Here is a 20090-nt window from a genome sequence, read left to right on the forward strand (position 1 = left end):
AATGACGGCAGGTTGCAGGCACGGGCCCGGATCGGGCCTTCCCGGAGAGACAGTTACCGGGAATGGCCCGGCCTTCCCGCCTCCCGTCTTCCGTTGCCCCGCAGATACGCCTGTGAGAGGGTCCTGGTTACCAGGCGACTCCCCCCCATTCCAGGGGGTTTGAAATCAAGAACAATGGCCAGGAAATCCATAACGATCTGAAGAGTCACACCCCAGAGCACATCCTCTTCGCCGTCGGGCGATGTCCAGATCAGGCAGGGTGTTTCAAAGAAGCTTTTCGATCCGTTGACGTTATCGTTGATGCAGTAGGTCCCGTAGTGTTCTTCCCTGAAAAAAGCGGACAGAGGTATCTCCACGACTCGATCGACTTCTTCGTTGAGACGAAAGGGAGCGTCCTTTTTTACGTATCCCAGGACCGGGAAAATGGTCTTGGTGAACAGAATGAGATTGCGGAACGGCAGGGGGCCGAGAAATTCAACGTTTAGGGGATTGAGCCTGATTTCTTCCCAGGCCTCACGCAGGGCGTTTGCCAGAAACAGCCCGATGGCGGCGAACTCTTCCGATCCCCGTGTTTTCGCACTGTTCCGCGGGAACCCTCTCAATACGGGAGTCATTCCCAGCAGGAGGGGGATGCGCAGGATTCCGTCCAGCCGGGGGTTCAACATGCCCCCGGGCCCGCTCAGGTCCCCCGCCTGGGCGACGGCCGACGAGCGGCGGATAAGCTGCACCACGAACTCCTCCCGCGCCGGGGTTCCCGGCCGCGCCGTATTCTTGAAGCACAGCGGAATCAGGACACCGGCAGGCTGCCAGGGGACACCCTTCCTGTTCTCCGAGCGGATAGCCGACATACGGCGGGCATAGTCCACAGGCTCGGACGCCAGCCGTTTCCCGGCCAGGTCAAGGAGATCCCTTTTGTCAGTCGGGACGTTCATTATCTTGGCTGCGGCGGGTTCGTGATATGGCGCGCAGGCTCGATTCAAGTTCCTCCAGGGTCGTGATGCCCACCATGGTGTCCAGGAGGACTCCCTTTGTAAACAGCAGGTAGGTCGGCGTGGTCGTCACGGCATAGCGCTCCTTCAAAACAGGGTTTTGCGAGACATCCAGGCGGACCAGCCTCAGTTCGCCCAGGTATTTCGGTGCCAGCTTCTTCAGCGTCGGCATGGCCCTGTGACAGAAAACGCATTCCCGGTCCCAGCAGCAGACCAGAACCGTTTCGTCCCGTTTCAGCACCTCTTCCTCGAACGTTCCGTCCGACACATCGGCCAGGTAATCCGTGTAGAGACCGGCACCGCACCGCCCGCAGAGCGGAAGATCGTGGACACGGTGTCCCGGAATCCGGTTCACCCGGTGACAGCGCAGGCACCGGATGAACAACTCGTCCAGCGAGGCGCCGCACCGCCCGCAGAGCGGCCGATCGTCGAGGTGATCCCGGGTAATCCGGTTTTTCTGGCCGCACTTGAGGCAGCGGATAATCAGACTCTGTTCCGGTGACGTCATGCCAAATCAGTTCATTCCTCCCGCGACAGGGCCATCCGTATGGTCCCTCCCCGTCCCAGGATGTCGTGAAGATGGACCGATCCCTCGAGAATGCCCTCTGAATCCAGGACCACCAGCGTGGTGATTTCATGCTTCTGCATGATCTCGATGGCTTCCCCCAGGGTCGCCCCGCCGCTGATGCTCCGCGGTCCCCGGGTCATGAAGTCGTCCACGACCTTTCCATTAAATTCCACCTGCTGCCGGATGGAGCGCCGGAGGTCCCCGTCGGTAAGGATGCCCACAAGACGGTTGTCCCGGTGTGTCACGAGTACGAAGCCAAGATTTTTTTCGTCCATCTCACGGACTGCCTCGGCAATGGGCGAACCGGTGAAAACCCGGGGGACCCGGTCTTCCGTTATCATGGCTTCCCGCACCTTCGCCAGGAGGCGGAGCCCCAGGGAGCCGCCGGGATGGAACTTGTAAAAGTCCTCCTGGGTAAAGTTCTTCGCCCGCACCAACGCGACGGCAAGGGCGTCTCCCATAGCCAGGGCCGCCGTCGAGCTTGACGTGGGGGCCAGATTGAAGGGACAGGCCTCCCGGGGGACTCCCACGTTGATCCAGATGTCGCTTGCCCGGGCCAGTGTCGAGGCGCCGCTTGCCGTGAAGGCGATGAGAGGAACGCCGATGTCGTGGAAACTGTCGATGAGCGCGTTCAGCTCCTGCGTTTCGCCGCTGTTGGATATGGCAAGGACCACGTCGTCCCGGGTCACGATCCCCAGGTCTCCGTGGAGACCTTCCACGGGATGAAGAAAGAGAGCGGGCGTACCCGTGCTGGTAAGAGTCGCCACGATTTTCTTCCCGATGAGACCCGATTTGCCCAGTCCCGTCACAATGACGCGGCCCCGGCAGGACGAAATAACCTCCACGGCCCGCCTGAATTCATCGCCCACCTTGTCGATGAGGGAGGTAATGCTTTCGGCCTCGATCCTCAGAACCTCCCGGGCCTGTTCAACGCAATCGTCGTTCATATTTTTTTCATTTCTCACGTTCAGGTGCTCCTGCCGTCATCCCCGCAAAGGCGGGGCGGATACCCAGAGATGTCGGCACAGACCTGAGACCTTTAATCTTGTCATTGCGACCGCCCCACTTGTCATTTCGACCGCCCAACTTGTCATTCATCGCCCACTATGCCATTGCGACCGCCCAACTTGCCATTCATCGGCCCACTATGCCATTACAATCGCTCAACTTGCCATTGCGATCGTCCAACTTTGTCATTTCGACCGAAGGGAGAAATCTTTCACAGTGGTGTTGGAGAAGAAAGATTTCTCGTCGCTTCGCTCCTCGAAATGACGGAATAACAACGCTCCTCGAAATGACGGGCTTTCAAAGCTCCCCGGCATGGCGAAATAAAAGCACTCCTCGAAACAACGGAGCAAAACATGCTCCCCGGCATGACAGGCTTTCAATGCTCCCCGGCACGACGGAGTAAAAGCGCTTCCCGAAACAACGGAGTAAAACATGCTCACCGGCACGACGGGCTTTCAATGCTCACCAGCGTGATGGAATCCGGCATGTTCCTCGACATGAGGCCGTTCAAAGTTTTTTTACTCTAACGGGGTATCTTCTTAATACGTTTTATATTTCTTGACAAGTACATTTCAAACGGAGGACCAGACCCATGGGAGTGTTCGCCGATACAACCAGCCTGGAACGAGTCCTCTACGCCGTGTTCGCCCATGAAAACATGAAACAACAAACGGGTACAGCCTTTCTTGCAGAGGTGACACAACACTCTTGACGTTAGCCCCCCGGGGAATGCCGGGTCGGTCGCGAGGCCCCTGCCCCAGCCGGCTATCTCAGGAATGCCGACGGAACCCAGCGCCGGACCCGTTCCAGGACAGCGGCGCGCTCCCAGCCGGTGAAGGCGTCTTGTTTCGGAAAGTCCGGGTCAAGGGACGCGGAGGGGACAAACCGCTGCAGGACGTAGCGGCCGGCGCCGGCGAGACGCTCTGCCGCGCGCTCGATATCATCCGGTGTCAGAAGGTGACCCACCAGGGTGGTCCTGAACTCGTAGTCCACCCCCGATGTCATGATGAAATCAATACTTTCATCGATGGCACCATAATCGACGGCACCGCCCGCCAGGATCGGCCAGGCCTCCCGGGGTCCCTTCACATCCATGGCGATGTAATCAACGAGCCCGTTTTCCGCCAGATCCCGAAGCACCGCCGGCCGCGACCCGTTGGTGTCGACCTTGACGGCAAAACCAAGATCCTTTACCGCGGCGGCGAGGCTCGACAGGCGCTCTCCCTGCAATGTCGGTTCGCCGCCGGTGATGGTGACGCCCTCCAGCTTGCCCCGCCGTGTCTCCAGGAACTCCAGGACCGCCTTGACGGGAACGAGCCTGTCAGGAGGAAAACCCCGGACAAGGTCCGGGTTGTGGCACCAGGGACACCGGAAATTACACCCCACGGCAAACAGTACGGCACAGATCCGCCCGGGGTAATCGATGAGCGAGAATTTCTGCAGGTACCCGGTGTCCATCTCAGGAAAGCGGGATGGCGAAGGGTTTCCGCATTCCGTATTCAGCCTGCTTGCCCTTGTTCCACTGTTTTACCGGCCGCAGGTACCCCACCACGCGGGAATAGACCTCACAGGCTTCTCCGCAGGACGGACAGTGCTTCTTTTCTCCCGGCAGGTAACCGTGATTACCGCAGACGCTGAAGGTGGGCGAAAAGGTGAAGTACGGCAGGCGATAGTCCCGGCAGATTTTCCGGATCAGCGATTTGATGGTCCCCGGATCCTGGGTGCGCTCTCCGGCGAAGATGTGAAAGACCGTTCCGCCGGTATAGCGTGTCTGTATGTCGTCCTGCAGGTCCAGGGCCTCGAAGATGTCATCGGTGTAGTTCACGGGAAGCTGCGTTGAGTTGGTATAAAAAACCTCCCGTTCGAGGACCGACCCCGGTGACCCCGAGAGACGGCCGTTGGCGAAGATGATGTCCGGGTATTTCCGCCGGTCCAGCCGGGCAAGCCCGTAGGAAGTCCCTTCCGCCGGAGTTGCTTCCAGGTTGAAGTTGTTGCCCGTTTCCCGTTGAAAATCGACCAGACGATCGCGCATGTAATCGAGCACACGCCGGGCGAACTCCAGACCCCGGGGATCACCGATGGAAACTCCCATGAAGTTGAGAGTGGCCTCGTTCATCCCCACCAGGCCGATGGTGGAAAAATGGTTTTTCCAGTATTCGCCGAACCGCTCCCTGATACCCGCCAGGTAATGTTTCGTGTAAGGGTACAGGCAGCCCTCGGTGTAGGACTCGAGAACCTTGCGCTTTGTCTCCAGGCTGTCCTTTGCCATGACCATGAGACGGTCCAGCCGTTGCAGGAATTCCTCTTCCGTCCCGGAGAGGTAGCCGATGCGGGGCATGTTGATGGTAATGACGCCGATGGACCCCGTCAGGGGATTCGAGCCGAAGAGCCCGCCGCCGCGTTTTTCCAGCTCCCGGTTGTCGATCCTCAGACGGCAGCACATGCTCCGGGCATCCTCGGGGTTCATATCGGAATTGATGAAGTTGGAAAAGTAGGGAACGCCGTACTTGGCCGTCATCTCCCAGAGATACTCCAGGTTCTTGTCATCCCAGTCGAAATCCTTCGTTATATTGTAGGTCGGAATGGGAAAGGTGAATACCCGGCCCTTGGCGTCTCCTTCGGCCATGACTTCCAGGAACGCCCGGTTGAAGAGGTTCATCTCTTCCTGGAAATCGCCGTAGGTTTCCGCCCGGGGCTCTCCCCCGACGATGACGTTCTGATTCGCGTAAAAGGAAGGAACCCTCACATCCAGCGTGACGTTCGTGAAGGGCGTCTGGAAACCCACCCGGGTGGGTACGTTGATGTTGAAAATGAATTCCTGCAGGGCCTGGCGCACCTCCTGGCGGGACAGCCCGTCGTACCGGATAAAGGGTGCCAGCAGGGTGTCGAAGTTCGAGAAGGCCTGCGCCCCGGCGGCCTCACCCTGCAGGGTGTAGAAGAAATTCACCACCTGCCCCAGGGCGCTTCGCAGATGACGCGCCGGGCGGCTTTCCACCTTTCCCGAGGCGCCCCGGAAGCCTTCAAGGAGCAGGTTGTAAAGATCCCATCCCACGCAATAGACCGAAAGAAGGCTCAGGTCGTGTATGTGAAAATCACCGCTTACCTGGGCCTGTTTGATTTCCGGGGTGTAGATCTTGTTGAGCCAGTAAACCTTGCTGACCTCCGAGGAGATGTAGTTGTTCAGACCCTGGAGGGAGAAATCCATATTGCTGTTTTCGTTTATTTTCCAGTCGGTTTTCTTCAGGTACTGATCGACCAGATCAACCTCCATGGTGTTGGCGATTTCCCGGAGGCGGGCGTGCTGGTCCCGGTAGATGATATAGGCCTTGGCTGTTTTCCGGTAGGGCGAGTCCAGGAGAACCTCTTCGACGATGTCCTGGATCCCCTCCACGTCCAAGGGAGCGTCACGAAAGAGTGTGTCCGCCAGGTTCAGCACCCTGATGGTCAGGCGCAGGGCCGTTTTTTCGTCGAATTCCTCTGTGGCGGCGCCCGCCCTGGCGATGGCGGCGGTAATCTTCTCCGCCACAAAAGGCACTTCCCGACCGTCGCGCTTTGTTATAACCGTGTGCATGAGACACCCTCCCCCCAGGCTTTAAAGCACAATATATAGTGTAGGATCCTAATTAACACACAATATATTGTCAAGCTTTTTTCTTTGACAGGAAGATACATATCTATATGCTACAGACTGGCCGGCATTCAGATGCCGAGAACTTGATTAAGAGCGCCGTGCCCGGGTGCAATCCGGGCGCCCCTCTTTTCCTGCGCCCGGATGAAGAATAATGGAGAAAATCCGTACGATAAATCGAAGAGAAAATATCCAACGTCATGGTGTCACTCGCTCCCTGTCGTCACCGACGGTTCCTTCCGTCACTTCGGCCGCCTCCTGTCGTCACCAGCGGCTCTTTCCGTCATTTCGACCGCCTCTGCCGTCACCGACGGTTCCTTCCGTTACTTCGACCGCCTCTGCCGTCACCGACGGCTCCTTCCGTCATTTCGGCCGCCTCTGCCGTCACCAGCGGTTCCTTCCGTCACTTCGACCGCCTCTGCCGTCACCAGCGGCTCTTTCCGCCACTTCGATTGCCTCCTGCCGTCACCAGCGGTTCCTTCCGCCACTTCAGCCGCCTCCTGTCGGCACCGACGGCTTTTTCCGTCACCGACGGTTCCTTGTCATTTCGACTGCCCCTCCTTCCGTCATTTCGACCGGAGGGAACCGGAGGGAGAAATCTTTCACGGTGCCGGCAAGACACTGGAAAAAGAAAGATTTCTCGTCGCTTCGCTCCTCGAAATGACGGTATTATGGGCACCCTTCGAAATGACGGTATGTGGGTGCCCCTCGTCATGACGGAACAAGGAGCTTTTACAATGCCGTCCTCTATCGGACGTTTTTCGACGTTGTACGAATTCATCAGAGGTTTGATGCCGGGAAGATTCGGGAGACCGCCATGAAGAAAACAGTCCTGGCCGCCATGAGCGGCGGTGTCGACTCATCCGTGGCCGCCTGTCTGCTGGTCGAGGCGGGCTACGACGTTACGGGGATAACCATGCGCCTGGACAGCACCGGTGAGGACCACCGGGACAGGCACGGACGGAATGCCCTTGAAGACGCCCGGACGGTGTGCGCCATCCTCGGCATCGATCACCACGTTGTCGATTTCAGGGATTCTCTCCGGCGCGAGGTGATCGACAGGTTTGTTCGCCAATACCGCGGAGGCCGGACACCCAATCCCTGCATTGACTGCAACCGGCTCCTGAAGTTCGGCAGGCTGCTTGACACGGCCCGGTCCATGGGCTTCGACTATCTCGCCACGGGCCATTACGCGCGAATCGAGGAAACCGGGAACGGCCTCCGGCTGATGCGGGCCCGTGACCGAGTAAAGGACCAGAGCTACTTTCTCTATGTCATCGGCACAGAGAACATGTCCCGGATTCTCTTCCCCCTGGGGAACATGACCAAAGAGGAGGTCCGGGCCGTCGCGGACAGGGCTGCTCTCCCCGTGACCGGAGGCAGGGAAAGCCAGGATATCTGTTTTGTCGAGGGAAAGGACTACCGCTCGTTTCTGCTGAAAGAAGGCGTTGAAGAGGACCCGGGGCCCATTGTCGATGTGGCCGGCAGGCTGCGGGGGACCCACCGGGGCATCGCTTTCTACACCATCGGCCAGAGGCGGGGGCTGGGCATCGCGGCGAAAGAACCCCTCTATGTCGTATCCATCGATGCCGAACACAACAAACTCGTGGTGGGCTCCGGAAAGGATCTCCGGTCGTCGGTGCTTAATGCGGGTGATTTCATCACGCTCGTCGACGTTCTTCCCGGGCGGGCACAGGCCAAAATACGCTACCGGAAACAGGCATCCCCCTGCACCGTCACAAAGGTCGCTCCCGGCCGGGTCCGGCTGGAGTTCAGCGAACCGCAGACCTCCGTCGCCCCGGGCCAGGCGGTGGTTCTCTACCAAGGCGACCTGGTGCTGGGCGGCGGTGTTATCGAAAAAGCCCCGGACGACAGGAACTGCCGGCCGGGCGAAAACGTAAAATAACTTGACTCACTTCGTTCTGTCGTATTAGGTTTTGTAACCTCCATGCCGTCGACGAACCCGATATTCCGTCATCGCGAGAGGCACGTGAATGACGTCATCGCGAGGAACGCATGGATGACGCCACTGCGAGGAACGTCATAAAATCCGTCACTGCGAGGAGTGCGTGAATGACGTCATCGCGAGGGATACTCACATACCGCCGTTTCGAGGAATACGTGAATGCCATCATCGCAAAGAACGCGTGAATGACGCCATTGCGAGGGGCACCCACATACCGTCATTTCGAGGAGCGAAGCGACGAGAAATCTTTCTTTTTCCAGTACCTTGCCGGCATCGTGAAAGATTTCTCCCTCCGGTTCCCTCCGGTCGAAATGACGGAAGGGGGGCGGTCGAAATGACAAGGAACCGTCGGCGACGACAAGAGGCGGTCGAAGGGACGGAAGGAACCGTCAGTGACGACAAGGAGCGGCCGAAGGAACCGCACAGAGCAGCCGAAATGACGGAAGGGGGGCAGTCGAAATGACGGACAGGAGCGCTCGGCATGGCGACAGGAGCCGTCGGTTGACGACGAAGAGCGGGCGAGACGACAGAACAGGTAGAGGAGGATCATCCCCGTGATACCACGCTATTCCCGGCAGCCGATGACGGACATCTGGAACGATGAAAACCGCTTTCGGAAGTGGCTTGACGTGGAATTGCTCGTTTGCGAGGCACAGGCCGCCAGGGGAATCATTCCCGAGACCTCTCTGGCGACCATCATATCGAAGGCCTCCTTCGACGTGGCACGGATCGCCGAGATCGAGGCAACGGTCAAGCATGACGTCATCGCCTTCCTGACCTGCCTCGCGGAGCGGGTGGGAGAGGACGCCCGGTATATTCACCTGGGGCTGACCTCGTCGGACGTCCTGGACACGGCCTTCGCGGTCCTCCTCAAAGAAGCGGCGGACCTGCTCATTGCCGGCGTTGACCGGCTCCTGGACGTACTGAAAAAGCGGGCCTTCGAACACAAGCGCACCGTCATGATCGGCCGCTCCCACGGCATCCATGCCGAGCCGGTCACCTTCGGCCTGAAGATGGCCCTCTGGCACCAGGAAATGAAGCGCAACCGTGAACGCCTTGTCCGGGCCCGGGAAACCGTGAGCTACGGCAAAATATCGGGGGCGGTGGGAACCTACGCCTTTGTGGACCCCTCCGTCGAAGTCCATGTCTGCCGGAAGCTGGGTCTGAAACCCGCACCCGTCTCGACCCAGATCGTTTCGCGCGACCGGCACGCCGAGTATTTTACGGCGCTGGCAATCTGCGCATCTTCCATAGAAAAGTTCGCCACGGAAATCAGGCACCTCCAGAGAACGGAAATCCGGGAGGCTGAAGAGTTCTTCTCCCCGGGGCAAAAGGGATCGTCGGCAATGCCCCACAAGCGCAACCCCGTGCTGTCGGAAAACCTGACGGGCCTGGCCCGGCTCATGCGGTCCTATGCCCTGGCGGCCCTCGAGGATATTCCCCTCTGGCACGAACGGGACATCAGCCACTCCTCGGTCGAACGGATCATCGGCCCCGACGCGACGATTCTCCTGGATTTCATGCTTGACCGCTTCACGTCCATGATGGAGACACTCCAGGTGTACCCGGAACGGATGCTTGAAAACCTGGAGATGACCCGCGGCCTGGTCTTTTCACAGATGGTGCTGCTGAAGCTGGTGGAAAGCGGCATGTCCCGTGAAGCGGCCTACGAGGTCGTGCAGAGGCGGGCCATGCAGTCCTGGCGGGAGGGGCGTGACTTCAAGGACCTTCTTCTGGAAGATGACGCCGTGATGGCAGTCCTTTCGGGCGGCGACCTGGAAGAAACCTTCCGGGCGGAACAGTACCTGAAGCACCTCGATGAATCATTCAACCGTGTTTTTGGAGAGAGCGATGCGACCTAGAACATCCCTTCCGGCAGCGATGATATCCCTCGTCCTCGTCCTTGTCCTTGCCGGTTGTGCCGTCGTCGGAGATTATGTCGATATAGCCCGTCCCCGGGACTTTTCTCCGGAATACCGGGCAGCCCTTCAGGAATGGACCCGGGACACGACGGTCTATTCAGAGTTCTCGACCCGGGCAAAAATGGCGGCGACCTTCAGAAGCCGCACGTTTGTCGATGCCTACCTGGCGGAGTACGCGCGCCTGTACCGGCAGGACGAACAGGACCTGCCGGCTGTCCGCCCGGCCGCAGAACACGCCGGAGACACCGCCGAGTTTCTTCTCTATGCCTATGTTCCCGACCGGGAGGCCATCGACCTGGACCAGCCCGAATCGGTCTGGCGCGTGTTTCTCGTCACGCCCGGGGGCGATCGCCTGAATCCTCGTGACATACAGGAACTCCGGGACGCGGGTCCCGGGATCACCGAGTTTTATCCCTACGTCAACCCGGCCTACGGGAAGATCTACCTGCTGACATTCGATGCGGCCCCCCTGAGGGAGGGAGGCACGGAACTGCCGGTGACGCTCGTCGTTACCGGCGTCATCGCCCGGGTTGAACTTCAGTGGAACTGAAGACAGCCCTCACAGGTCGGATGAAGTCCCTTCCAGGCTCTCCTTCAGCTTCCTGGAGCACTTAAAGGTCACAACCCGGCGGGAATCCAGCGTCAGTTCCCTGCCCGTCTGCGGGTCCCGGCCCCGGCGGGGACCCTTATGTCTGACGGACCATTTGCCGAAACCGGAAATCAGGACCGGCGACCCGGTGACAAGCTCGTCCTTGACCAGATCAAAAACACTTTCAACCAGATCGACACAACGCTCTTTTGAAAAACTTGAATTGTCATAGAGGTTTTGTACGATTTCAGCCTTCGTGAGTGCCATGAACCCTTCCTTTCTTTCGACGGCTTCGTACAAGGGTACCGGAGGCATGACAGCCGGAACTCTTTACAAAGCCGTCCTCAATCAGATGTTTTCCGACTTGAGACCTTTATTTTGTCATTGCGAGGAGCGCCCACATTCCGCCATTGCGAGGAGTACCCGCATTCCGTCATTTCAGGGGGCGCCCGCATACCTTCGTTTCGAGGACACCCACATTCCGTCATTTCGAGGAGCGCCTTAAGGTCCGTCATTTCGAGGAGCGTAGCGACGAGAAATCCATGTCCCGAGCAAAGCGAGGGATCTTTCCCCGTAGCCATCCCGCCGGCATTGTGAACGATTTCTCCCTCCGGTTCCCTTCCACGGATATACCTCCCGGAACGAGGCAACGCGGGCCTGTACCCGCCCCCGAAGAATCAGCCGCTACCGGGACGCCTGGCGCTGCAGGTACCGTCCCACGGCCAGTATTTCCGCTTCTTTCGTTCCTTCGTACAGTTCCAGAATTTTCGCGTCGCGGTACCACTTCTGGACCTTGTAGTCATCGATGTAGCCATAGCCGCCGTGTATTTCAACGGCGGCGTTGGCGCAGAAAACCGCCGTCTGGCCGCCGTAATACTTCGCCATCGACCCCAGCATGTAATCGGGGCTGTCGCTGTCGGCGGACCAGGAGGCTTTGTACACAAGGTTCCTCAACGCCTCGATTCGAATGGCCATCTCCGTCAGTTTCTGCATGGTGATCTGATAAGTACCGATGGGCCGGCCAAAGGTGGTGCGCTCCCCGGCGTACTTGACGGATTCATCGAGGCAGGCCTGGGCCAGGCCCAGCGCCTGAGCCGAAACCATGATCCTCGTGATGTCGAAAAACCTCATGAGTTGGTAGAATCCCTTTGTTTCACCGCCCACCAGGTTTTCCACAGGAACCCGCACATCTTCGAAAGCGATGTCGGCTGTGTCGTTTGCCCGAATGCCCATTTTCCCCTTGATCTTGTTCCGGGTTATTCCCGGTGTGTCGGCCGGCACGATAATCTGGCTGAACCGCCGGTGCCGTTTCTCCTCCGGGTGGGTTATACACTGGCAGAGCATAAAGTCGCAGATGGTGCCGTTGGTGATAAACATCTTCTGGCCGTTGATGACGTACTCGTCGCCATCCCTGACGGCCCGGGTGGCGTAACCCGCCACGTCGGTTCCCGCGTTCGGCTCCGTGTACGCTCCCGCCCAAACCGTTTCGCCGGCACAGCAGGGAGGCAGGCAGGTCTTCTTCTGCTCCTCGGTACCAAAAATGCTCACGGCTTCCAGGCCGAAACAAGCGGCATAGACGTTCAGACCAATACCCATGTCAACCCTCGAAAGCTGCTCCACGATCAGCGAATTTCCCAGGATGCCGACGCCGGCGCCGCCGTACTCATCCGAAACCCAGGCGGCCACGAGCCCGTTTTCGGCCGCCTTTTTTCTGATCTCAGGCGTGTAGGACTCTTCCAGGTCGTGCTTGTGCGACAACGGGGCAATCTCCTGTTGAGCGAACTTCCAGGACATTTCCTGCAACATCTTCATTTCATCGGACAACGAAAAATCCATTCCTGAAATCTCCTCTCGGCAAGGGTTCCGTAAAAAGCGGGAAAACGTCTGATTGATGACGGCTTTGTAAAAAGCTCCTTGAGGCACAGCGCGCACATCCTGAGGAATGAGGCGTACTGAGCGGTACGCCACAGTAACGAAGGAGAGAGCGCAATCAAGCATCCGGACTTCTAACGAACATAGCCGTAAGCACATGAAATCATTAAGCACACAATTCTGGAATTCGCTGGCGCGTCCATACTCAACGATGCCCGCTTACGGCATGTTGGTTGTATGATACAGGACCTTCAGAGAAGGGCTGGGGCGCTTTGTACGAAGCCGTCTTATTTGTTGTAGTCGTAAACACCGGCCCCGGTTTTCTTCCCGAAGCGTCCGGCTCGGACGAGCTGACGCAGAAGCGGAGCCGCCCGGTACTTGTCTCCCAGTTCGCGCTCGAGACCGTCCATGATGCGCAACAGCGTATCCAGGCCCACGGCGTCGGAGAGGGCCAGGGGACCCATGGGATGGTTGCAGCCCAGCGTCATGGCCTTGTCCAGATCCTCGGCACTGGCCACGCCTTCGGCCAGAGCGAAAAAGGCTTCGTTGAGCATGACGCAGAGCAGCCGGTTCACGGCAAAGGCCGGTGCCTCGTTTACCACGATGACTTCCTTACCGATCTTCTTCCCCCACTCCTTGGCGATTTCAAGAGTTTCATCGGAAGTCTGGTATCCCCTGATGATCTCCAGGAGCCGCATGACCGGCACAGGGCTGAAGAAATGGGTACCGATAAACCGGTCGGGACGCTTTGTGATGCTCGCCATCTCGGTGATACTCAGGCCGGAGGTGTTGGTGAAAAAGAGGCAGTGGGCCGGCACGATGGTTTCCAGTTCCTCGAACACCTGTTTCTTGAGGTCCATGATCTCCAGGACCACTTCCACGACCACATCGGCCCCTTCGGCGGCTTCCTTCATGTCCAGCGTCGGATGCAGCCGTGACAGCACCCCGTCGACCTCCTCCCTGGTTGTCTTTCCCTTGTCAAGAGACCGTTCAAGGTTCTTCCGGATGGCGTCCATGCCCCTGTCGATAAACCGCTGCTCGATGTCCCGCATACTGACATCGTACCCTGCCTGGGCGCAGACCTGGGCGATGCCGCTTCCCATCAAACCGGCTCCGAGAACACAAATCTTTTTGATTTCCATAGTCTTACTCCTTCTTCAGATTGTTTATACCGTCACACATGATGCCCGTGAAACGCTTACGGGGCCAGTGAAAAACGAGATTTTTAAAAACCACCGATTGTGTCACTTCGGGCGCCCCTGCCGGCACCGACCGCTCCCCTGTCGCCATGCCGACGGCTCCTTCCGTCACGTCGACCGCTCCTTGTCGTCGTCACCGACCGCCCTTGTCATTTCGTCCAACCCCTTTCCGTCTTTACGACCGCCCCCTTCTGTCATTTCGACCGGAGGGAACCGGAGGGAGAAATCTTTCAAAAAGAAACGACGGAACGATGGAAAAGAAAGATTTCTCGTCGCTTCGCTTCTCGAAATGACGGGGCCGGGGGCACTCCCCAGGAAAAGCAAGATTTCTCGTCGCTTCGCTCCTCGAAATGACGGTGTTTATTCCGCTCCTCGAAATGACGGAATATGAACACTCCTCGAAATGACGGGGTTTATACCACCCTCGCCTCCTCGAAATAACGGGGTTTATGACCGTCCCTCCTTGTCATTTCGTCCAACCCCTTTCCGTCTTTACGACCGCCCCCTTCCGTCATTTCGACCGGAGGGAACCGAAGGGAGAAATCTTTCAAAAAGAAACGACGGGACAATGAAAAAGAAAGATTTCTCGTCGCTTCGCTCCTCGAAATGACGGGGCCGGGGGCACTCCTCAGGAAAAGCAAGATTTCTCGTCGCTTCACTCCTCGAAATGACGGCGTTTATTCCGCTCCTCGAAATGACGGAATATGAACACTCCTCGAAATGACGGGGTTTATACCACCCTCGCCTCCTCGAAATGACGGGGTTTATACCACCCTCGCCTCCCCGAAATGACGGGGTTTATGACCGTCCCTCCTTGTCATTTCGTCCAACCCCTTTCCGTCTTTACGACCGCCCCCTTCTGTCATTTCGACCGGAGGGAACCGGAGGGAGAAATCTTTCAAAAAGAAACGACGGGACAATGGAAAAGAAAGATTTCTCGTCGCTTCGCTCCTCGAAATGACGGTGTTTATTCCGCTCCTCGAAATGACGGAATATGAATACTCCTCGAAACGACGGGGTTTATACCACCCTCGCCTCCTCGAAATGACGGGGTTTAAGCCGCTCCCGGAAGTGACGGCGTTTTCAGCGCTCCCCGAAACATCACAAATCACAACGGGAAGGTCCCTCTCTATGGTCTTGTTTCGACCGCGGGGGCTGACCAGCATTCACCTATCACAGAGTGGACCTCACGGCAACGGAAAACCTTCACAGTGTTCGGAATGGATGATCGCCAGAAACAAGGATTCGACCTCTGCCGTTCCCGCTATCCTTCCCCGCCGACTCTCGCCGGTCAGGAGCATTGCTCCTTTATCTGTTTCGGGTCGATACCGTATTTCTTGATGCGGTGCCAGAGGCTCCGCTGGTTGATACCGAGGATGCGGGCCGCCTGGGATTGCACGCCGCCGGCTTCGGTAAGCGCCGCGAGAATCAGTTTCTTTTCATAGTCTGCCAGGCACTGATCGAGATGGAAGTCTTCTTCGAGGACATCCGCCGTGCCGAAGGACTCGGTCACTCGCTGTGATCGGGGAGGCACGGCCGGTTCCCTGACCGTCCCGCGGCGCTCCAGGCCCGTTGACGTTATATGCCCGTCGTCGGCCATGACTGCGGCCCGTTCCAGCACGTTCTTCAGTTCCCGCACGTTGCCCGGCCAGTCATAGGTCATCAGCTCCCGCATCGCCCCGGAAGACACATGGGGCGGACCGGGCAATTCCTCCAGCATGCGGGCCGCCAGTACGGGGATATCCTCGATTCGATCCCGCAGAGGGGGAATATAGATGGAGAAGACGTTCAACCGATAGAACAGGTCGTCCCTGAACAGGCCCTCCTCCGCCATGAGCTGAAGGTTCTTGTTCGAGGCGGCAATAAATCGAACGTCCACGGAGATGGTTTCGTTTCCGCCCACCCTCTCGAAGGAGCGCTCCTGGAGGACCCGGAGCAGTTTCGCTTGTGTTTCCAAGGGCATGTCGCCGATTTCGTCAAGAAAGAGCGTTCCCTCGTGAGCCAGCTCAAACTTGCCTTTCTTCCGCGCCACGGCACCGGTAAAGGCCCCCTTTTCATGACCGAAAAGTTCGCTTTCCAGAAGCCCCTGCGGTATGGCCACGCAGTTGAGCTTGATGAAGGGCCTGTCCCGCCGCTCGCTTTCCCGATAAATCGCCTCGGCAATCACTTCCTTCCCCACGCCGCTTTCCCCGAGAATCAGGACCGTGGTGTTCGTGGGAGCCACCTTGATGACCTGGCTGAGGATCGTGCGAATGGCCGTACTCTGCCCGGAAACGCCCGGGAAGCGTTCCCGGGCGTCGACCTTGCTGATCAGGTTGGTCACCTCATCGAAGACGGCCTCGAAACGGCTCAAGTCGGTTCGTTTCAACAGGTTGCTGCGTCCCTCGATGGCCTCGCGGGGGAAAACCGGGAATTGCCTCAGATCTTCGAGGAATTTTCTCAGTGGACGGAGCAGGGCGACGGTGACGGCGACGCCCGCAAGGGCCGCGAAGAGTATGACGGCGAAGCCCCCCCAGATCCAGTAGCCTCCCGTCACCTGCCCGGCCACCAGAAAGGCCATAAGCGCCAGTCCGGCAAAAATGAAAGGGACCAGGATGAAGAGACTCACGTGGAAGGGCAGAAAGCCCCCGGGGGAGAACTGCCTATCGTGCTCTTTCCGGGTCGTCCCGTTTTTGAAGATGTGCTCGTTCACGGCGAACCCTCCCGCTATCTGCGGACAACGATCATTGCAAAACTATCGGTCGTGCCATTTCGGGCGTTCTTTGCCGTCATTTCGACCGCCCGTCAGGTAAAGCGCCCGGCCGCCTTTTCGGCCACTCCTTGCCGTCATTTCAGCCACTCCTTACCGGCTTTACGGCGTCCATCCTCGTCTTTACGACCGCCCCCTTCTGTCATTTCGACCGCTCTCCTCGTCTTTTCGACCGCCCCCCTTCTGTCATTTCGACCGGAGGGAACCGGAGGGAGAAATCTTTCAAAGAGAAACGACGGAACAATGAAAAAGAAAGATTTCTCGTCGCTTCGCTTCTCGAAATGACGGGGTTTATTCCGCTTCTCGAAATGACGGACCTTATTTCACTCCTCGAAATGACGGGGCTGGGCGCTCCCCGAAATGATATCGTTCAGGGATCGTGAGCCCCTTTGAGCCCCCATCCGCGCGGCCCTGTCTCGCACTTCGGCCCCGAAATGGACACCGTTCAGGGATCGCGGGCCTCTCTGCTTGAATCGACTCTACGGCAGGTAAAGGGCATGACCCTCGAAGCCTTCGCCGTTCAGGGATCGTGGCCTCTCTGCTTGAATCGACCGCGGGATCGCTTATCGCACCATCTTGGTCAGGTCCCACATGGGAAGGAATATGGCCAGGGCGAAAAAACCTACGACGACCGCGAGGCTGACTACGAGAATCGGCCCCACGGCCTGGGAGAGTTTCGACGCGGCGTAGGCCACCTCGTCGTCATAGTGCATCGACACCTGTTGCAGCATGTCGTCCAGGGCGCCTGTTTCTTCCCCCACAGCCACCATGTCCACCACCATGGGGGTAAAGTACTTCGCCGACCGCAGGGGGCTCGATATGCCCCTTCCTTCCCCGAGGAGCGACCTGATTCTTCTGAACTCCCGGGCAATCGCCTCGTTTCCGATGGTTCCCACAAGAATGTCCATGGAAACCAGCACGGGGATGCCGCTGGCCTGGAGAATGGAAAAAATGCTGGCGAACCGGGACATGGCCGCTTTCTGGAAGAGGGTCCCCAGAATGGGGATCTTCAGCAACAGCGAGTCCCTGATATATTTCCCGGCGGGAGTATTCACATACCACCGGTACCCGGCGATGCCGCCCACCAGGACTATGAGAACCGCATACCAGAACTTCTTGAGAAAACCGTAGAGTCCCAGTGCCAGTTTCGTTGGCAGGGGAAGATCGAGGCCCGCGGAAGCAAAGACACCGATGAAGGTGGGCATGACGAAGGTGAGAAGAACCGTGAAGGCGATGGCGAGGGCTACCAAGACGATTTTCGGATACAGCAGTGCCCCGCTGATATCGGATTTCACCTTGTACTCGTGCTCCAGGATATAGACAAGCCGCTGCAGGACATCCGGCAGGGTTCCGCTCTGTTCGCCGGCATTCACCATGTTTACGTACAGGGGCGACAGAACCTTCTCATGACGACGAAAGGCCTCCGTCAGGGAATTGCCGGCCCTGATGTCCGTACTGATCTGGGCAAGCACGTTCCTCAGGCGCGGGTTCTGAGTCTGGTTCTGAAGAATGTCAATGAGCTGGACGATGGACAGTCCCGAGACCAGCATGGTCCGGAACTGCTTGGTCATGAGGATGATCTCCTCTTCCTTGACGCCGCCGAGCCGGAGCTTGATCTCGTGAAGCACCGAGCCGCTCCTCCGGGGCTTGTCCTCTTCAACCTTCGTCGGTATGAGGCCCTGGTTGCTCAGCAGCATCCCGGCGGTTCCCGCCGAGTCGGCGTCGATGACTCCGGAGACCTGTGTCCCGGCCTGGTTAATGGCCTTATAGGCGAACTTCGGCATGTATCATCCCCTCTGTGTATCACTCCCCGCGACACGGCGCGTCGTTGCAGGCGCGCCGTTGTCCCGCTGTGCCTTCTTCAGGCGCTACCATCCACGTTCATAACCTTCGAGGCGGCCTCTTCCAGGGTCGTGATGCCCCGGGCCACCTTTTCAGCAGCGTCTTCCCTGAGCATCCGCAGTGTCCCCGCCTCCACGGCGGCGCGGTTGATCTCATGGGCGGTGGCCCCTCTCAATATCAGCGCCTGAATGTCTTCGTCCACCATGAGCACCTCGAACACCCCCGTCCTGCCGCGGTAGCCCGTGAACATGCAGCGCGGACACCCGACCGCCTGAAGGAAACGCGGATTTTCATATTTATCCATTCCCCAGGCCTCTATTATTTTCCTGTCGGGCTGGTAGGGCTCGGCACAGTGGGAACAGACCGTTCTCAGCAGGCGCTGGGCGAAAGAAACCAGAAGAACCGACGAAACGAGGAAGGGCTCTATGCCCATGTCGATAAGGCGGGTCACGGCCCCCGCCGCGTCGTTGGTGTGAACGGTACTCAAAACCCGGTGGCCCGTCAGGGCCGACTGGGTGGCAATCCCCGCCGTTTCGCCGTCTCTGATCTCACCCACCATGACCACGTCGGGGTCCTGTCTGAGAATCGACCGGAGACCGCTGGCAAAGGTCATGCCCGCCCTGCGGTTCAACTGCACCTGCCTGATACCCGCTATACGGTATTCAACGGGATCTTCCAGGGTTATGATGTTGATATCCGGGGAATTCAAGAGTTTGAGGATCGCGAAGAGACTCGTGCTTTTACCGCTTCCCGTGGGCCCCGTGCTGAGAATCAGCCCGTAGGGCTTCCGGCTCGCGACTTCGATCTTTTCCCGGTCCGCGGCGGACATGCCGAGCCGGTCAAGGGTGTACACTTCGGCACTCATGTCAAGAAGCCGGAGGACCAGGTTTTCGCCGTAAACCGTCGGTATCACCGAGGCACGGATATTGATGTCCTTGTTCTCCATCTTCACGGTAAACCGTCCGTCCTGGGGTACCCGGGAAACAGCGATATCCATGCGTGACAGGATCTTCAGGCGGGATATGATGGGAAGCACCATCGTCTTGGGCGGCGCCGGCATCTCCACCAGATTGCCGTCGATGCGGAACCGCAGGGAGACCGACTTTTCCTCGGGGCTTATGTGAATGTCACTCGCCTTCTCCCGGACAGCCTGGGCAAGGATGGAATTGACCAGTCGTATAACCGGCGCTTCTTCGGCCATGTCCTGCAGTGAACTGACCCTCAGGTCTTCCACGGACTCTTCCTCGGCCTGAACGTCGACCTTCACATCACCCAGGTTTTCCATGAGTTCCACCAGTTCCGTCCTGGAACCGTAGGTGATATCCATGAGCTGGTCCAGCTCGCGGACGGAGCAGACGACGGCTTCAACCTCCAGCTTGGTCAGTTCCTCCACGGCGTCGACACTGGTCATATCCATGGGATCCGTCATGGCCAGGGTAAGCAGATTGGGCCGCTTCCGTACCGGAACAATCCGGTATTTGTAGGCTATATCAAGGGGAACCAGATCGGCCATCTTCTTGTCGGGAGGATACTCTGTCTCGCTGTACCTGGGAATCCTCAACTGGGCACTCACCTGGTCTATGATCTGGTTTTCCATGAGTATCCCGTGTTTTATGAGATATTCCCCCAGCTTCAGCCGCTCCCGTTTCTGGCCCGCCAGGGCCTTCTGAAGCTGGTCGTCACTGATGAGACCCGCGTCAACGAGCATTTCACCCAGTTTCTTCCGTACTCTCACCTTTGATCCTCCTGGAGGTTTCC

Annotated in this window: 15 protein-coding genes; 3 read left to right on the forward strand and 12 right to left on the reverse strand. The window is 58.4% G+C overall.

Going from position 1 to position 20090, the window contains the following annotated elements:
• Nucleotides 1-53: 53 nt before the first annotated feature.
• From M0Q23_08020 to M0Q23_08040, 5 genes are all read right to left on the reverse strand, one after another.
• A complete protein-coding gene (locus M0Q23_08020) occupies nucleotides 54-932 on the reverse strand; it encodes a CoA pyrophosphatase (protein MCK9528569.1) in 879 nt (292 codons plus the stop codon).
• On the reverse strand, nucleotides 916-1497 hold the full coding sequence (locus M0Q23_08025) for a thioredoxin domain-containing protein (protein ID MCK9528570.1): 582 nt from the start codon (nucleotides 1495-1497) through the stop codon (nucleotides 916-918). The genes M0Q23_08020 and M0Q23_08025 overlap by 17 nt, the downstream gene beginning before the upstream one ends.
• A gap of 11 nt (nucleotides 1498-1508) precedes the next feature.
• On the reverse strand, nucleotides 1509-2522 hold the full coding sequence (locus M0Q23_08030) for a KpsF/GutQ family sugar-phosphate isomerase (protein MCK9528571.1): 1014 nt from the start codon (nucleotides 2520-2522) through the stop codon (nucleotides 1509-1511).
• A gap of 808 nt (nucleotides 2523-3330) precedes the next feature.
• Nucleotides 3331-4023 carry an anaerobic ribonucleoside-triphosphate reductase activating protein gene (locus tag M0Q23_08035; GenBank protein ID MCK9528572.1) on the reverse strand — a complete coding sequence of 231 codons (693 nt, stop codon included), beginning with the start codon at nucleotides 4021-4023 and terminating at the stop codon, nucleotides 3331-3333.
• 1 nt (nucleotide 4024) lies between these two features.
• Nucleotides 4025-6136 (reverse strand): ribonucleoside triphosphate reductase, encoded by a 2112-nt coding sequence (locus tag M0Q23_08040; GenBank protein ID MCK9528573.1) that lies wholly within the window; start codon nucleotides 6134-6136, stop codon nucleotides 4025-4027.
• Between the two features lie 874 nt (nucleotides 6137-7010).
• Between M0Q23_08040 and mnmA the strand changes: the two genes are divergently transcribed.
• From mnmA to M0Q23_08055, 3 genes are all read left to right on the forward strand, one after another.
• Nucleotides 7011-8099, forward strand: coding sequence for a tRNA 2-thiouridine(34) synthase MnmA (gene mnmA / locus M0Q23_08045; GenBank protein MCK9528574.1), 1089 nt, complete (start codon nucleotides 7011-7013; stop codon nucleotides 8097-8099).
• A gap of 614 nt (nucleotides 8100-8713) precedes the next feature.
• Nucleotides 8714-10021 (forward strand): adenylosuccinate lyase, encoded by a 1308-nt coding sequence (gene purB, locus M0Q23_08050; GenBank protein ID MCK9528575.1) that lies wholly within the window; start codon nucleotides 8714-8716, stop codon nucleotides 10019-10021.
• Nucleotides 10011-10631 carry a hypothetical protein gene (locus M0Q23_08055; GenBank protein ID MCK9528576.1) on the forward strand — a complete coding sequence of 207 codons (621 nt, stop codon included), beginning with the start codon at nucleotides 10011-10013 and terminating at the stop codon, nucleotides 10629-10631. The genes purB and M0Q23_08055 overlap by 11 nt, the downstream gene beginning before the upstream one ends.
• 9 nt (nucleotides 10632-10640) lie before the next feature.
• Here M0Q23_08055 and M0Q23_08060 read toward each other — a convergent pair whose 3' ends face one another.
• The 7 genes from M0Q23_08060 to M0Q23_08090 form a co-directional block, all read right to left on the reverse strand.
• Nucleotides 10641-10937 (reverse strand): integration host factor subunit alpha, encoded by a 297-nt coding sequence (locus M0Q23_08060; GenBank protein ID MCK9528577.1) that lies wholly within the window; start codon nucleotides 10935-10937, stop codon nucleotides 10641-10643.
• A 417-nt stretch (nucleotides 10938-11354) separates the two neighbouring features.
• Nucleotides 11355-12506, reverse strand: coding sequence for an acyl-CoA dehydrogenase family protein (locus M0Q23_08065; protein ID MCK9528578.1), 1152 nt, complete (start codon nucleotides 12504-12506; stop codon nucleotides 11355-11357).
• 323 nt (nucleotides 12507-12829) lie between these two features.
• The gene (locus M0Q23_08070; GenBank protein MCK9528579.1) at nucleotides 12830-13684 is read right to left on the reverse strand and encodes a 3-hydroxyacyl-CoA dehydrogenase NAD-binding domain-containing protein; all 855 of its coding nucleotides are present in this window, start codon (nucleotides 13682-13684) and stop codon (nucleotides 12830-12832) included.
• Between the two features lie 4 nt (nucleotides 13685-13688).
• Entirely contained in the window at nucleotides 13689-13853 is a 165-nt protein-coding gene (locus M0Q23_08075; protein MCK9528580.1) for a hypothetical protein, read from the reverse strand.
• Nucleotides 13854-15032: 1179 nt separating this feature from the next.
• Nucleotides 15033-16433, reverse strand: coding sequence for a sigma-54 dependent transcriptional regulator (locus M0Q23_08080; protein ID MCK9528581.1), 1401 nt, complete (start codon nucleotides 16431-16433; stop codon nucleotides 15033-15035).
• A gap of 620 nt (nucleotides 16434-17053) precedes the next feature.
• Nucleotides 17054-18274, reverse strand: a complete 1221-nt coding sequence (locus tag M0Q23_08085; protein ID MCK9528582.1) for a type II secretion system F family protein — start codon at nucleotides 18272-18274, stop codon at nucleotides 17054-17056.
• A 77-nt stretch (nucleotides 18275-18351) separates the two neighbouring features.
• A complete protein-coding gene (locus M0Q23_08090) occupies nucleotides 18352-20067 on the reverse strand; it encodes a GspE/PulE family protein (GenBank protein MCK9528583.1) in 1716 nt (571 codons plus the stop codon).
• Between the last annotated feature and the right edge of the window lie 23 nt (nucleotides 20068-20090).

It is taken from the genome of Syntrophales bacterium, assembly GCA_023228425.1.
In the GTDB taxonomy this organism is placed as follows: domain Bacteria; phylum Desulfobacterota; class Syntrophia; order Syntrophales; family UBA2210; genus MLS-D.